The organism is Sphingomonas sp. 4RDLI-65, from assembly GCF_049472435.1.
Classification (GTDB): Bacteria; Pseudomonadota; Alphaproteobacteria; order Sphingomonadales; family Sphingomonadaceae; genus Sphingomonas.
The window spans coordinates 179,050-195,098 of sequence record NZ_JBCEBT010000001.1 but is presented as its reverse complement, the minus strand read 5'-3'; the positions used below and the strand labels follow the sequence as shown (position 1 = coordinate 195,098).

7 protein-coding genes are annotated in these 16,049 nt (G+C 66.5%); 4 read left to right on the top strand and 3 right to left on the bottom strand.

What is annotated here, in order from left to right:
* The first annotated feature begins 342 nt into the window (after positions 1–342).
* The 4 genes from VH567_RS00730 (at position 343) to VH567_RS00715 (ending at position 13,029) form a co-directional block, all read left to right on the top strand.
* The gene (locus VH567_RS00730; protein ID WP_423322309.1) at positions 343–10,575 is read left to right on the top strand and encodes a hypothetical protein; all 10,233 of its coding nucleotides are present in this window, start codon (positions 343–345) and stop codon (positions 10,573–10,575) included.
* A 79-nt stretch (positions 10,576–10,654) separates the two neighbouring features.
* Complete coding sequence (locus VH567_RS00725) at positions 10,655–11,377, top strand: hypothetical protein (protein ID WP_423322308.1); 723 nt, start codon at positions 10,655–10,657, stop codon at positions 11,375–11,377.
* Positions 11,378–11,451: 74 nt separating this feature from the next.
* Positions 11,452–12,108, top strand: a complete 657-nt coding sequence (locus VH567_RS00720) for a hypothetical protein (RefSeq protein WP_423322307.1) — start codon at positions 11,452–11,454, stop codon at positions 12,106–12,108.
* Positions 12,109–12,186: 78 nt separating this feature from the next.
* Positions 12,187–13,029 (top strand): hypothetical protein, encoded by an 843-nt coding sequence (locus VH567_RS00715; protein WP_423322306.1) that lies wholly within the window; start codon positions 12,187–12,189, stop codon positions 13,027–13,029.
* A gap of 53 nt (positions 13,030–13,082) precedes the next feature.
* Here VH567_RS00715 and VH567_RS00710 read toward each other — a convergent pair whose 3' ends face one another.
* The 3 genes from VH567_RS00710 to VH567_RS00700 form a co-directional block, all read right to left on the bottom strand.
* On the bottom strand, positions 13,083–14,213 hold the full coding sequence (locus tag VH567_RS00710; protein ID WP_423322305.1) for a glycoside hydrolase family 43 protein: 1,131 nt from the start codon (positions 14,211–14,213) through the stop codon (positions 13,083–13,085).
* Between the two features lie 193 nt (positions 14,214–14,406).
* Positions 14,407–14,904 carry a cupin domain-containing protein gene (locus tag VH567_RS00705; protein WP_423323639.1) on the bottom strand — a complete coding sequence of 166 codons (498 nt, stop codon included), beginning with the start codon at positions 14,902–14,904 and terminating at the stop codon, positions 14,407–14,409.
* Positions 14,904–16,046: a Gfo/Idh/MocA family protein gene (locus tag VH567_RS00700; protein ID WP_423322304.1), complete on the bottom strand. Its 1,143-nt coding sequence runs from the start codon at positions 16,044–16,046 to the stop codon at positions 14,904–14,906. The genes VH567_RS00705 and VH567_RS00700 overlap by 1 nt, the downstream gene beginning before the upstream one ends.
* Between the last annotated feature and the right edge of the window lie 3 nt (positions 16,047–16,049).

The window sequence follows — 16,049 nt, the reverse complement described above, 5'->3', positions numbered from 1 at the left end:
CCGCGCCGATGCCGTCGGCTCACGTGTCGATCCGGCCTTAGTCATGCAAGCGACCTGCGGGAAACTCCCACGCAAGACACGATGCTCGGCCCCGCGCGGGACTTCGGCGAGCAGATCCAAGCCCGACGGGGCCCCCATTATGGCTCGTCGGCCCAAGGTGTAGAGCATTGCGTCTCGCGAAGGCATTAAGAAGTGATTGATTAATATTCGCACTAAAATGCCATTCATTTTGGCGTAAGTTGCATGATGGCCAATTCCGTAAACAACGTAATATGCCGGCACTGGATAGGTTCCGAGTCGAAACGGCGCTGATCACTATAAAACCCATAAAAGGGGCGGATAATGATCGCATTCAATCGCGATTTAAGTGGCGTATACTTGTCCGTTGCGCCTGAGACGGCGCGCGTCGCCTTTCTGTTCGAGGATGCGCTGCGTGTCGATCCGGTTTTCGACCTGACGGCGGCATCATGGCTGGCGCTCAAAGATACCGGTTACTTTGCGTTCGTGACGCCATCGGCGACGCGCGACTGGGCGAGTTTTGCCACGCAGGCCCGCACCGTGTTTACCGCCAGCTACCAGGCGCAGCTCGGCTGGTTCTCGGACGAGATCGCCGTGCAACCCGTGTTGATCGCGCTCGACTGGAGCGAAGGAACGCCGGTCGTCGCGCAGACCTTTTCGCTGGCGTTCCGCGAGAGCGTCACGCTGACCGTACTTACCAGCTTCGCGGCCAGTGGTCCGACGATGACCTTCGACGATGCGAGCGGCGCGTTCCAGCTGATCGACACCGCCGCGACAGGGCAGGTCTTCCAGCTGACCGCGGCGCCACCGGCGGGCGGATCGTCCTCCTATTACAGCAGCGGCACCGTCGCGGTGCTGCCGGTCGCGGGCGATCTCGCCGCGACGCTGGGTACGTCGTTCGGGTTCACCGCGGACGATCTGACGCAGTTCGAGGCCGGCATGATGTATTTCAACCCGCCGCAATCGGGGGGATTGATCCAGGCGCTCGGCTATCCGCTGTTCCGCGCGGCGGGTGCGCCGGACACGCCGTTCGGATTCGCGGTGACGCTCGACGTGCTCGCGCCGCTCGATCCGCTACGCAGCCTCTTCCAGTTCACCGACCCGGTGCTCGGTACCAACTATGTCACCGCCAATGGCAAGCCGGTGTATTTCGAGAGCAGCGCCGATGACGTGGCCAGCACCAGCCGGTTCGTCTTCGCCAGCCGTCCGGTGCAGGCGACCAGCGACACCAGCAATTATTACCTGACCCCCGCGGGCCAGTTCGCCGTCTCGCTGACCGATGGCAGCAGCGCCACGCCACCGTCAGGGGCGGTTGCCCCTACCGCTACGCAAGTGCTGTGCGGGATCACCGGTACGGAGTTTCTCGACGTCGCGCTCGGCAGCGCGCTTGGCAGCGGAGGCGGCAATACGGGCGACCGCCTCGAATTCGTGCCAGGCCAGCCCGCCTATCGGCTTCCCGACAGCGCCGACACCGCCGCTGCGCCCGCGTATCTCAGCGACGCCGCGACGACGTCCTACGCGCGCGTCGTCGCCACGGCGGGGGCCTATGTCTCGCAGCCGCAGAGCGCACCGCTCTTCGCGCAAGCCAGCAGCGGCACCGCGGTGATCGCGGACGCCGCGCCCGCGTCGGGGCTCGGCGTGTATGTGCTCGATTTCCTGCCGATCGAGTCGTGGACCGCGGCACAGGACGCGCCCGCGACGCCGTTCGTGCCGTATGGCGGGCTGGCGTTCGCGACCGATCCCGATCTCCAGCTGTCGGCCTATCTCGACATGGAATCGAACGCGCTCAATCCGCGGCGCGCCGATGCGTATCTCACCGCGCCGCCGCAGGCGGGCAAGGTCGTCGTGCGGCCGGGTCCTGCCGCGTTGGCGGCGACCGGGAGCACTCTGGCGATGACGCCGCAGGGCATGCTCGCGCAGATCGACGGTACGCCGCCGGCCTGGACCGCGTTGCAGATGGCGACCAGCAGCGCGGGCATCCTCGCCTTCGACAGCCTGGGGCCGGCGATGCGCAAGGCGGTGCAGCAGAACCAGATCTTCACCGTCGTCAGCACCGATCCGGGATCGCTGTTCGGCTTTGCGCAAAGCGACCTGACGATCGGCGACTGGACGTTCGACCTGTCGCCCGGCGGGCTTGCCGCACCCGACGGCACGCCGCCGATTTTCCTGATGAAATTCTATCCCGGCCAGCCGATCGCCGCGCTGGTCGACGATCTCCGGCTCTGGTCGCAGCCCGACGTCTTCAACACCGCGCCGTTCCCCGCCAGCGCGGCGCAGGCGTTCCTCCAGGCGACGATCGCCGCTGCCAAGGCCGCGGTGTTTGCCGGTGGCGGCCCGGATCCCGACACCGACTCGCTCTACTGGCCGTTCTATGAGACGGTCACCGACCCGGCGTTCAGCGGCATTCTCGCGGTCAATTGCAGCATGCGGCTCGCCACGTTGCCCGGCGCGATCCGCGCGGTGCTCGGCGGCATGGTCGATCCTGGGATCGCCGGCTTCCGCGTGCATCACGTCGGCGTGGCGATCAACAATACCGATCCGACCAACCCGCAGCCGACGCTGGCGCGCAGCGCGGCGTTCGCGCTCGTCGATTACGAGAAGACCAAGAGCCTGGCGCCGTCCCAGGCGCTCGCCCTCGCGCTCGATTACAGTTTCGACGTCGAGTTCCTCCGCGCGCTGTTCGTGAATGCGGAGCTCCGGAGTTTTGCCTGCCAGCTCAACCTGACGATCAACAGCCTGTTCGAGACCGGGGTCAACCAGGTCCCGAGCGCTGCCACGCGCGGGACCGACGACGGCAACACCATCACGATCGTCGGCGCGTACCAGGCCAACGCCACGTCGGGGGATGACAGCAGCGCGGGCGAGGGGCTCTATTCGTTCGTCGCACAGGGCCTGTTCGTCTACGACTTCACCGACCCGGCCGGCCAGCCCAACAGCAGCTATCTGAAGTCGATCACGCTGACCAAGCTGCAATTCTCGTTCGACGCCGAGACACCCGTGTCGTGTGTCGGGGGCGTCACCACGACGCGGATCGCGTCGCATTTCGGCATCTGGGGCAGCATCGCCTTCAACGAACTCCAAGTGCTCGACATCTTCGCGTTCGAGAAGCTCGAATTCTCCAACCTCGGCATCGACGTCGGGTTCAACCTGGTCCTCGACGAGACCGCACAGCCGTCGACCGACAAGCTGACGCTCGCCTTCGCGCCCGGCGACCTGCGGCTTGATCTCGGCGCGACCGCACCGCGGAGCGGCGACACCAGCCTGCTCGCGCTGATCCCGTTCAAGCTCAAATCCTTCCTGTACGCGACCGGCGACGGCCAGAGCATCGACAGCATCGACTATTATTCGCTGTCGTCGATCCCCGGGCTCAAGGAGAATGGGATCGCGCTGCAGGACAGCTTCAACTACGCGCTGATCTTCGACCTCGATCTGGGTTCGCTCGGCGGGCTGGTCGGTTCGTTGTCGGCGTTCAAGTTCAACATGATCATCGGCTGGCAGACCCCTGCGCAGGGTGGCGGGATCGCCTTCGGCGTGCAGCTGCCGCAGGTCGACGGCAAGCTCGAGATCAAGATCCAGGGCGTGCTGACGATCGCGATCGAGCAGTTCACGCTGTTGTACGCGACCGATTCCGATCCGAAGATGCTGGTGCTCGGGTTGCAGGATTGCTTCATCGAACTGCTCGGCACGCGTATTCCGCCGGCGGGAACGGTCAGCATCGGACTGTTCGCGCCGACCGAGGGTGCCGACCAGATCGGCTGGATCGGCGCCTACAACAAGGGCGAGGACGGTGGTGGTGGCGATAGCGCCGCGCCCCCGCTGCTGCCGGTGCGGGACGCGCGCGACGCGGTGCTCACCCCCATGGGGCAGGGCGAAGACGATGGCGGCGTGTTCGAACTCATCTATGTCGGGCTCGGCCAGCGTGTCGGTCCCGATCCGGCCAGTCCGCCGACCAGCTATGCCGATTTCCTCGCCTATATGCAGAAAGATTTCTGGGAGAAGCTGAAGGACAAGGAATTCGCCGAAATCTACCATCCCGATGGGCGGTGGATTTTCGTCGCCGACTTCAAGTTGCTCAAGCTGATCGAGATCGGCGTCGTCTTCTACGACGTCACGCCGTTCTACGCGTTGCAGATCTCGCTGATCGGCGGCCCCGGCAGCGGGTTCTCGTTCGAGATCACCTATACCAAGGTGACCGATACGATCGGCCTGTATGCGATCAAGATCGCGCTGCCCGACAGTCTGCGCACGTTCCAGGTCGGGGTCGCCTCGCTGACGCTGCCGACGTTGAGCGTGAGTATCTACACCAACGGCAACTGGAAGGTCGATCTCGGCTTCCCCGATGGCGACGACTGGAGCGGCAGCTTCCGGATCCAGGCGCAGGCGGGGCCGGTGCCGGTGACCGGCGCGGGGGGCTTCTATATCGCGATGCTGAGCTCGGCGACCGACCCCGACGTGTTCAAGGGTGATTATGCGACGATCGCCGCGTTCGGTTTCGCGCTGCGGCTCGGCGTCGGCAAGGATTTCGTCGCGGGTCCACTCAAGGCCGGGGTCAGCGTCACCTTTTTCGGGATCATCCAGGGCGCGGCGGGCTATCTCAGCGACGGCGGCGATATCTTCCGCACGCCCGACGCGCTGTCGTTGCAGGGCCAGGTCGGGATCATCGGCGAGCTGTACGGCGCGCTCGACTTCATCATCATCAAGGCGAGCGTCAACGTCCGGCTACAGGCGAGCATCGGCATCATCCTGACCTATGAACCCAAAGCGCCGGGCGGCGGCGACGGCTCGATCCTGCTGTATATCGAGGCGAGCGTCAGCGTCAGCGTTAGCGTCAGGATCAACCTGTTCCTGTTCTCGATCACGATCAGTTTCAGCTTCAGGGCTTCGTTCCGTTTCGAATGGCAGCTGGTCGGCTCGAGCCAGCAGGCGCGGCCGATGCTCGCCGCCTACCGCACCACGCGCAGGCTCGCCGCGCCCGCTGCGATCGGGCTGTGCCCGGGGCTCAGCGCCACGCTGCCGCTGCTCTATCTCCCTGAAGTCACCGTCGTATTCCCGAACGCGACCGACGTCGGCGTGCCATGGGTCGCGGTGTCGCTCGGGGTGCAATATGAGCCTGCACCCACGCCCGCCCCGAGCTATGCGGCGTTCAAGCCGTTCGAGGCGGTGGCGACTCAGCTCGCGACCTTCGCCGTAATGCATGCGCTCGATCTTGCGAGCTATGATGCGATCGTCACGCTCGACGACGATCCGGTCAGCGGCAAGCCGGGCCTGCGCTCGCTCGACAGCGACCCCGAACTGCTGACCGGCTGGATCGGTTATGCCGACATTCTCGGCCAGCTCGCCAACTTCACCGCGAGCGTCGCGCTGCCGACCCAGGCGACGCAGGCGACGGTCTTCCCGATGCCGCCGTTCCTCCAGCTCGCCACCACGGGCCGGACCGACGGGACGGTTGCCGACGACCTGTCCTACACTTTCGCATCGAAGAACCTCGTCGCCGAAAGCTACCTGCAGGCGGTCGACGCGTATTTCAACCAGCTGTTCGTCAACCAGACACCGACCCCGCCGACGCTGCGGCTGGCGGCCGATGCGACGACGCCGCTGCCGACCGAAATCTTCCTCGATTATTTCAAGGGGCTGATCCGCGGCGCGGTGCACCAGCTGCTGGTGACGATGCAGGACCAGCGGCTGGCGCAGGCCACGCTCACCAGTTTGTTCAGCGCCGTGGCCGGCGCGCCGACGCCGCAGTCGCAATCGCTGTTCCAGCAACTCGCGGGGCAGATGAGCAGCAGCATGCGCAGCGGCATCCGCTTGCCCTATGCCAGCGGCCTGACGGTGCCCGGCGGCGCGGCGGCGACCACCACGAACCCGCTGTTCGCGCTGCTGTGGCAGGCATTCCCGGTCGGCGGTTTCGCAGCGGGCGATGCCTATACGATAGCCCTGACCAATCCCGATACGACGCAGGGCTGGCTCACCCCGACCGCGAGCTACACGCTCGGCAAGGCGACGATCCTCGGCTATTACGGCCTGACGCAAGCCGCGGTGACACAGCCGGGCAATCCGCAGCCGATCGCGTTCACCGAGGTCGGGCCGCAATCCTTCGCGTTCGAGAGCCGTATCCTGCTCGACGGCACGCTGAGCCTGCAGCCTTTCCCGCCGAACCTGCGCCGGCTCCAGCGGGCCGAAGCTACGGCGCCGGTGTCGATGCTGATCAAGTCGCGTGCCGCCGATGGTGCCTATCTGCCCGATGGCACGCCGCTGCCCGCTGCTGACATTTCACTCGTGACGAGCATCGGGCTGACCGTCCGGCAGATCCCCGGCGGGGCGCCCGGCGTCGTGCTCGACGACCTGTTCGCCCTATCGGGTGCGAGCCAGTCGGACGAGGCGCTGCTCGGGTGCATCCTCGCCGACCTGCGCGGCGGCGACCGGCCGATCGCGTCGATCGACATCCTCTTCCAGACCGCTGCGGGCGTGCCGGGGCTCCATTCGGCGCCGATCGATCCCGCCGTGCTGTTCGTGTTGCGCACCAATACCAGCTCGGTGTCGCAGCCACCGCCGGCATCGACGATGCTCGGGGGCTCGGCTCTACCCGACGGCGTGGCGGTGGGGGCGACCGCCGAACTGACCGACGATGGCGGCTATGGCTTCCTGCAGATCGTCCAGCAGGCGACCGTCACGAACGCGGCGGGCTATTATCTGCGCTATCTCGACACGAGCGGGCATTCGCTGCCGGCGGCGTTGTTCGTCAAGGGCGTCGGGCAGGTCACGCTGTTGATCCGCTATGACGCGACCCAGGACAATACGGTGCTCGCGCCATTGTCGGTCCGGCCCTATCACACCGCGGCCGTGCTCGCGCAGACGCAGGCGAGCCTGGTGTATTACGCCGAAACGACCGACCCGGCGCTACAGTTGCGCTATCCGGCCACCGCGGCGGGCACGTTCGGCGTGACGCTGTCGCGATCGGACAGCGTCACCGATCTGACCGCCAGCGAAGCCGTCGCGGCGCAGGCAAGGCTCGGTACGGCCGCGCCGATCGATCGCGCCGACGCGATCGCGGCGTTGCAGGCGTCGGGCATGATGCACGAGCCCGATATCCATGCCGCCCTCGCCGCGATGGGGGCCGCACCGGCCGCGCTCAACGCACTCTACAGCCTGGTCACCTATCAGGTTGAGGCGAGCGCCGGCTTCGTCGCGAGCAACCTGTCGGCACCGATCCAGCCGCAGCGCCTGGACGACCAGGATACCGCCAGCGACTACCGCATCGTCGTGCCGCTCTACGGCGTGGCGACTGACAATGTCGGGCAGGGCTATCCCGATCGCTATGCCAGCATCGGCAAGGCGTTCACGCTCGACGTGTTCACCAACGATGCGTTCGGCAACCAGCTGCCGAGCCCGAGCGTGTTCGGCGATACCGATCTCTATTTCGATCCGCTCCTGCCGGTCGATCAATGGACCGGCGTGATCGCCAGCTATGATTTTGCCAACGTCGGTATCGCCGGCATCGCGCTGTCGCTCACCCCGACACAAAGCGCGTTCGTCGGCATGTCGGACACCGCGTTGCAGGCGGCGCTCGCGCATTTCCTGACGATCCGTGACCAGATCACCGGTCCCGGAGTCTCGTTCTACGTCGAGACCAGTCTCGCGGTCGATGCCCAGGGCAACCTTGTGCAGTTCACGCTGGGTGTTGCCGATACCGCGGCGGTCACGGCGATGGTGGCGGGCATGGTCGCCTGGCTGACCGACCCGACCAAGGCGTTCCCGGCGGCGGTTGCGCTCACGGTTGCCGTGGCCGGGCCGGGCGCGCTGGCGCCGGCCTTCCCGCTGGCGGTGCTGTTCGGGATCCTGCGCGATCCGGCGCTGATCTCCCCCTATATCAAGAGCGGCGACACCATCCTGCTGCCCGCCGCGCAGAACGTCGCGACGACGGTCGCCCCCGATACCGGCGTCACCGGCACGCTTTCGGCGTTCGCGGCGTCGTTCGTCGCGGCGTTCCCGGCGCGCAAGCTTGCGGTCGGACTGACCGGTACCGATGCGGCGCAACCGCCCGCGCTCGTATCGAGCACGCATCGCCTGCGCACCGCCTTGCGCACGCAGCGCCTTGCCGCCGACGGATCGGGCGGCGGTACCAGCTCGGGGCAGACATTATGGGCGGTCGAGGCGGCGATGCTCGACGTATCGATCGGGCTGGCCACGGGCAGCGGTCCGCGCTTCCTGTCGCCCAAGCCACTCGACAATGCGCTCAACACCGCCACGGTCGCGCTACCGAAACTTGCGCCGTCGCTGCCGTCATTGTCCGCGCAACGGCTGTTCGTCGACGTCGATCTCGACCAGTTCAACCGGGTGTTCTTCCAGACCGTCGACACCGTGCTCGGCCCGGCATCGGCCGCGCAGGCGTTCGCGACGGCGCGCGCGGCCTATGAAACTATCGCGCGGGGACGCGAGATGCTGGCGCAGGGCTATGCGTCGTTCGAGGTCGACTGGCTGTTCGGCGTCGCATCGCCCTTCACCGGCACGCCTGCGCAACTGGGCGTGGCGCGCGAGGTCTTCGAGCAACAGATGCGGTCCGCATTGATGACCGCGTATGCGGTCGACACGATCGTGCAATATGACGTCGCGTGGAACGCCGCGGTGTCGCCCGCGGTCGACCAGGCGATCGAGCTGTTCGGCCAGGTCGAGGCGATCATGCTCGGCAGCTATAACTGGACCGGTGTGGTCCTGACCGCGACCTCGTCGAGCGCGAAGTCGCTGTCGACCGGGGACCAGGTGGTGATGCTGTTCACCGCCGATGCCGGATCCTGGGCGCCTGCCGACGGCGTCTACACCGTCACCGGCACCAGCGGTGGCACGCAGTTCACGCTCGCGGTGACGAACGGCAGCGGGCAGGGGCGCTTCTCGGCGACACGGCAGAATGCCGGCCTGTCGACCGCGCACGTGCCGATCGTCTCGAGCGGCAGCAGCCCGCTGACCTTCCTCTACGGCACGCCCGACGTCGCCGATCGCGCGATCGTGTCGATGGATCTGCGCTTCAACATCACCAACCTTCAGTATTTTCTCGCACCGCCGGGCGCCGAAGGCGAAGCGCGGCCATCCTTGTGGCTCCAGCTCATCGATCCCTATGCACCCGGCCAGATCCCGCATGTCGGGCCGGTCGGCACGACCACCGACATTCCGGTCGTGTTCCGTCAATATCCGACCCCGCCGACTCTGGTGCGGCAGGGCTGGACCAGCACGTCCGCAGCGTCGCAGGCCGCCAATCCGATCGCGGCGCATGCGCAGTGGGATTACGGCTACACCTACCAGGCCTTCCTCGCGGCGCAGGATCGCATCGGCACCACGGTCACCTACAATACGGATCTCAGCGCGACCCGTTCGGGGCCGCCGTCGCTGCGCGCGACCGGGGATACGATCTATACGCTGTTCGAGGCGCTGGCGCGCGCGACTGCCGTGATCGATGCGGTGCGGCCCGTGCTGCAGACGCCTGCTGCGGCCAACTGGACCGACGCGGTGGCCGCGTTCGCGCAGAGCGTTGCCGAGGTCGCGGCGAATTCCGACTGGAACCCGTCGACGGTCGTCGCGACGCGAGTGCTGGCGCTGACCCGGATCACCGACAGCTATGTCGTCACCGATGCGGTCGATACCGATCCAGCGGATCCCGCGGCGACGCAGACGATCACGCTCGCCTGGACGAGCGAACAGGGGGAATCGAGTTATTCCGGCGTTACGCTGGCGCTGACCGCGCTCGACCCCGCGGCGACGTTGCAGCCTTATCCGGGGCAGACGAGCACGACATCGGCCACCGCGCTGGTCGTCACCGTCCCGAATGCGCCGATCGCGCCGCTGGGCGTGGTGCAGCAGATCGCGGTCCAGGCGCTGAACGTGCTGGCGGCGGAGAATGCGCTCGCCTCGGTGCAGGTCGAACGCAATCTTATCACGCTCACCGCGTCCGATCAGAGCCCGTGGCAGGTGGTGCCGGCGTTCGTCTACAAGACCGCTCAGGTCCGGCCGAGCCAGCCGGTGACGCCGTTCATCGACGTCGCCACCGCGGTCGACATCGCGAGCCTGCCAAACCTCGGCAGTGGTGCTGCGTGCAGCTCCGCCTCGGGGAGCAGCCTGTGCCAGCGGATCTACACGTTGATGGTCAATCTGCTCGCCGATCCCGATCAGGCGGCGGCGCTGCGGGGGGCGTATCGTGCCGCCGGGGCCGCGCCCGACGCCAGGCGCCGCATGACCATGGGCTGCGCCTTCCGGTTCCCGATGCCCGCGGTCAGCCGCACCGCGTACGATACGTCCTCGCTCAGGCCGCTGGTACCGATCGTACTCGCGCGCAGCTTCGACATCGATGGGCAGGACCCGGCACAATTGGGCGATTTTGCGACGCTGTTCGCGCAGGCGATCGACCAATGGGCGAGCGCCAACGCGGTCGCCTACGGCAGCGGTTCCGAGCCGGCCGGTGCGCAACTGGTGTTCGACACCACGCTATACGCGGCGTTGAGCGGCGTCGACACGCCGGTACTGCGCTTCACCGCGCTGACGCTCGCGCTCACAGATATCGAACCGGTTTGATCATCAGCCACGGAGGAGGAGCCTGAATGCGCATACCACGGCCTGCCTGGACTTTGAACGCACCTGATGGAGACAAGCAATGAGCGATGCGACGATCGAACTCGAAAATCCTGGGATCGAAAATATCGAGGCCGTGGAGGCGCTTGGCGCAACCGTGATCTGGGATGGTTCGCCCAAGACGATCACGACGCTGGGCGATACGCTGCTGATGCCGCAGACCCCCAACGGATCGACGGTGTTCGCCTATCAGAACAAGGCGACGCTCAACAACAGCGGCCAGCTGTCCTTGTCGAGCGGCAGCACGCAAGAGACGCTGGATGCCGATTTCGGCGCGCTGGTGCCCTCGATCCATATCGAGAACTGGCAGGCGAACAACCTGACGGTCAACAATATCAGCGTGCAGAACGCGACGCCGATCTGGGTCGAGGCATTTGGTCCGGGATTGCCGGGCCAGGTGACGGTGCCGATCACGATCGGCACCGCGCTCGTCCTCAATCCGGCCCCTGGCACGACCTCGGTCGCGCAAGGCGTGACGCCGCCCAAGTCGATGCTGCTGCGCATGACCTCGACCACCGGCGATGCCTCGGTCGTCGTGCTGATCGGGGGGCCGCCCGACCAGACCGGGAACAACGCCTATGTGTTCGGGCTCAATGTCGCGACCGCGAACCCGGTGGGCTATACCAAGGTGAGCGCGGGGAACACGATCAGCTACCCGTTCAACTGGGGGGCGACGGTCGTGTATCTCGCGAACATGTCGGCATCGACGGCCGCGGCGGTCACGCTGACGCTGGTCGCGCTCTGATGCGGCGGGGTCGGTCCGACGGTCCGCCGGACCGGCCTCCCGTTCGACCCGAGGCAAAACCGCGAGGAGCTATGATGGCCAGTCAAGCCGGTTGGAATGGTGCCGCGACGGTGTTGGCGACGACCGAGCAGGCCAGCATGCCGCAGACGCCTAATGGTTCGCTGGTGATCGGTTATCTCAACCGGTCGAAGCAGAACAACCAGGGCGAAATCACCGTCACCTCCGGGGGTAGCGCGCCGATTGCCTATCCGGTGCCGGCGTTCCAGCAGATACTGAGCCTGCTGGTCGACAATTGGCAGGCGAACGACCTGACGATCACGAATACCAGCGTCGCGCCCGCCACGCCGATCCTGGTCCAGGCGTTCGGTCCCGGAATCCCCGGCGCCACGCCGGTCAACCTGCCGATCGGGTCGTCGATCGCGCTCGCCGTCGCGCAGGCGGCGCAGGGCCTGTCCCAGCCCAAATCGATGCTGCTGCGGTTCACTGCGAACAGCGGCGCGCTGACCATCGTCGCGATCGTCGGCGGACCGCTCAATCCGCCCGACCAGACCAACGCCTATGTCATCGCGCTCAACGTGCCCGACAGCACGCCGCCGCCCGCCGGCTATTATGCGACTGTGGCGGGCAATGCCTATAACTTCCAGTTCAACTGGAACGCGGCGCTCGTCTATGTCGCCAACCTGTCCCCCGTGGGCGCGGCGCCGGTCCAGGTCACGATGGTGGCGTTATAGCCGTGCCCGCGTCATAAGATGCGCAGGTCTCGACGGGAGGTCGTGATCGACCTCTTATTGGCAGGAGCCGGGGCGAGCGTGGCTGACACGCCGGCATATGCCATCCTAGGCACCACGCGTCCGGCGTGGTTTTTCGATACTGCGCCTGCCGATCCGCCTCCCGCCTCCACTTCCACTTCCACCTCCGCCTCTACCCCTGCGCCGTGGAACGGCGCTGCGACCACGCTCGCGCAATATGAGGCCGTTTCGATGCCGCAGACGCCCGACGGCTCGATGCTGCTGGGCTATTGCAACGTCTCGCCGTTCAACAGCGCGGGCAAGCTCGCCTGGACGAGTGCCGCAAGCGCGCCTGTCATGCTGTTGGCGCCGGCGCTGGCGATGGCGCCCAGCGTGTTCGCGCATGACTGGCACGGCAATAATCTGACGATCACCAACATCAGCGTCGCGACGGCCACGCCGATCTCGGTCGCCGCCTACGGCCCCGGGCTCGGCAGCGTTCCGGTGCCGCTGCCGATCGGACCGCCGGGGGTTCTGCTCGCGCTGTCGCAGGCGGCGCAAGGGGCGACCACCGGCCGCTGGATGCAGCTCGGTTTTCGCCAGAGCAACGGCGACCCGGCGGTCTTCGGCATCATCGGCGGTCCGGCCGGCGCTGATGGCACCAATGCCTATGTGATCGCGCTCAATTCGGCCGCGGGTGAAACCGGACCGAATACCGGCACCCCCGCACCACCGGGATATTACGCGACGAGTGCCGGCAACAGCTGGTCGTACGAACTCAACTGGCCGGATGGGTTGCTCTACGTCGTCTATTTCGGCGCAGCCCACGTGGTCGATCAGATCGGGGCCAAGGCCGGAGGGGCGGCCCTCACCGGATCCGCCGAGCTGGAGCAACGCCCGACGGTGACGTTGATCCAGCTGTAAGCGGCGCGGCGAAGGGAACATCGATCGGGAAGCGATCGACGCCCGGCGTCCCGTTACTTCCGGAACGGGTTGAGCGGCCTGATCGTGCCGTCGGCGTTGAACGACAACTCGGTCATCTTGGCGGATCGCAAGTGGTTCTTATTTGAGACCTGCGTATCGTGATAGAATAGCCACCAGCGGTGCTGGAATTCGACGATCGAGTGATGCGTCGTCCAGCCCTGGACCGGCGACAGGATCTGGCCGGTATAGCGGAACGGGCCATAAGGATTGTCACCGATCGCATAGGCGATTCTGTGCGTGTCGCCGGTCGAATAGGTGAAATAATATCGGCCGCCGCGCTTGAACACCCAGGCGGCCTCGAAGAAACGCCGGTCGTGATCGCCGCCGAGCAGCGGCTTGCCGGCTGCATCGACGATCTGCACGTCGCGAGGGGTTTCCGCGAACTGCGTCATGCCCGCAGACAGGCGCGCGATCTTGGGGGCGAGCGCCGGCCGATCGTCCTGTTTCAGGTCCGTATCGCTGCCGTCCTTGGCGAACGATCCGGTCGCCCAGCGTTGCAGCTGACCGCCCCAGATGCCACCGAAATACATATAGCTCTCACCGTCGCCATCGGTGAAGACGGCCGGGTCGATCGAGAAACTGCCGCGGATCGGCTGAGGTTCGGCCTTGAAGGGACCGGTCGGCGATTTCGACGTGGCGACGCCGATCCGGAAGATGCCCTGTGCGTCGCGCGCCGGCATGTAGAGATAATAGGTGCCGGCCTTGTAGGCGGCATCGGGCGCCCAGGTCTGTTTCGATGCCCAGGGAATCTGCTTCACGTCGATACCGACCGGATGGATCGTCACCGGGCCGCCGGGCCGGTCCATGCTGAGCACGCGGTAGTCGTGCATCGCATATTGATTGCCGAGATCGTCGTCGGGAATGGCCGCATCGACGTCGTGGCTGGGATAGACGTAGATCCGGCCGTTGAAGACGTGTGCCGAGGGATCGGCGGCATAGATCGTCGTGACGAGCGGCTGGGCAAGGTAGCGTCTGCCGTCCGGGCTGCGCGGTTCGGCCTTTGCGGCCTGCGATGGCGCACCGGGGGCGGGAGCGGGGGCAGGGGGGGCGACCTGAGCGATCGCGATGCCGGAGGCCAGTGTCACGGATAATGCCATGAGGCGGGCGGGGACGCGGATATGCATGACCGTGGGATCCTTCCTGAAAGCCGATCTTCTCCGAGATCCAAGCTCCGCCGATGCCGACGGTACCGCTATCATAACACCAGCCCCGACGCGGGCAAGCGACGATCCGCAGGACTTCGCCGGGGCGTTTCGAACAACGGAGACGCGTATCGGGGGGCGGACGGCGCGAGCGCCACCGGCGGACCAGCCGTGTCTATCGACGGGGTGTCGGCAACTTGATCCCCAGCAGCACGAGCCGTTCCCCGGTGATGCCGAAGGTGTGCGGCACGCCGGCGGGGATCAGCATCACGTCGCCCGGCGCAAGTATCCGGGTCGTCCCGCCGACGATGTCGCTGCCCTCGACAAGGTCCGCCTTGACGGCTGTCGGCCGCACGAGCGTGCCACCGGAGATAAGCGTGCCCGCGCCGGCGACGACGATCGCATATTCGGCCTGGTCGGGATGAACCGCCGGGCGGCCGGGCGTCTTCCAATATTCCAGCGCAGCGATGGTTTCCCCGTCGCGGACGAGCGGTTGCCAGGCAAAGCCCTGGCCGGGCTTCATCGTCGCGGCCATCGCGGCGATCTGTGCGGTCACGTCGGCATCGGATGCGAAGCTGGTGGGATCCTTGGCCTGCGCCGTCGCCGGAGCGGGTGCCGATACCAGTGCCGCTGCCAGGATCGCGGGCGCAGCCAGGACCCGCGCCGGCAGCATCACGTCCGCGCGTTCGGCCGTCGATTGTTGTCCAGGCGGATCGTCCGCCCCTCACGCGAGGAGCGATAGATCGCCTCGACGATCCGCATGTCGCGCAGCCCCTCCTCGCCCGAAACGATAGGCTCGCGACCGGTGCGGATGGACGCGACCAGATGATCGAGCTGCCCGGCGAACTGCGTCTTGCCCGGCCCGGCGGGGGGCGTCACCGCCTGCTCGCGGCCGTCCTTGCCCAGCCACATCATGTTGCCGGCATAGCGCGTCGCGGGTTCAAGCTCGATGCGCCCGGCGTCTCCCATCAGCAGGATGCGGTTCTGGTTCGCACTATACATCGACTGGCATCCGGCGATCGCGCCCGAGGGAAATTCGAGCGTCCAGTCGATCATGTCCTCGACCTCGGCAAAGCGTGGATCGCGGCGGTCGGTGGATTCGCGGGCGGTGACGGCGACCGGCTCCTCGCCGGTCATGTAGCGCGCCGCCTGCAAGCTGTAGATGCCCATGTCCATCAACGATCCGCCTCCCGACAACGCACGCTTGAGCCGCCATTTCGAGGGATCGCGCTGGACGAAACCGTGTTCGGAGCGGACGTAGCGGATCTTGCCCGCCGCCCCCGTCCGGGCCAGCCGCATCGCTTCGCGATTGAACGCCTCGAAGTGGCATCGATAGCCGATCATCAGCTTGCGGTTGGCGGTCTTGCAGGCGGCGATCATCGCCTCGCATTCGGCGACCGAGACGGCCATCGGCTTTTCGCACATCACGTGCTTGCCGGCCCTGGCGGCGCGGATGGTGTATGCCGCGTGGAGCGCATTGGGCAGGCAGACGTAGACGATGTCGACGTCGGGGTTGTCGCGGATCGTGTCGAAATCGGCGTAGGAATAGATCGACCGCGCCGGCAACCCGTTAGCGGCGGCAACGCGCTTCGCCTTGTCCGGATCGCCGCTGACCACCGCGGCAAGCCGGCTGTGCGCGCAATTGACGAATTGCGGAATGATGACGTCGAGCCCGTAATACCCAAGCCCGACGATCGCATAGCCGAGCGGCCGTTCGGCCCGCCCGGCGCCCAGCGCGCTGGAACTTCGCAGCGCGCCGGGACCGAGTGTCAGCGCCGCGGCCGAGATCATCAGGTTGCGTCGTCCCATGTCCATGTC

Excerpts from the sequence above, each read along its gene's own strand:
- VH567_RS00720 (WP_423322307.1), top strand. The coding sequence starts at position 11,452 with ATGGCCAGTCAAGCCGGTTGGAATGGTGCCGCGACGGTGTTGGCGACG.
- VH567_RS00705 (WP_423323639.1), bottom strand. The coding sequence starts at position 14,904 with ATGCTGCCGGCGCGGGTCCTGGCTGCGCCCGCGATCCTGGCAGCGGCA.
- VH567_RS00710 (WP_423322305.1), bottom strand. The coding sequence starts at position 14,213 with ATGCATATCCGCGTCCCCGCCCGCCTCATGGCATTATCCGTGACACTG.
- VH567_RS00700 (WP_423322304.1), bottom strand. The coding sequence starts at position 16,046 with ATGGACATGGGACGACGCAACCTGATGATCTCGGCCGCGGCGCTGACA.
- VH567_RS00725 (WP_423322308.1), top strand. The coding sequence starts at position 10,655 with ATGAGCGATGCGACGATCGAACTCGAAAATCCTGGGATCGAAAATATC.
- VH567_RS00730 (WP_423322309.1), top strand. The coding sequence starts at position 343 with ATGATCGCATTCAATCGCGATTTAAGTGGCGTATACTTGTCCGTTGCG.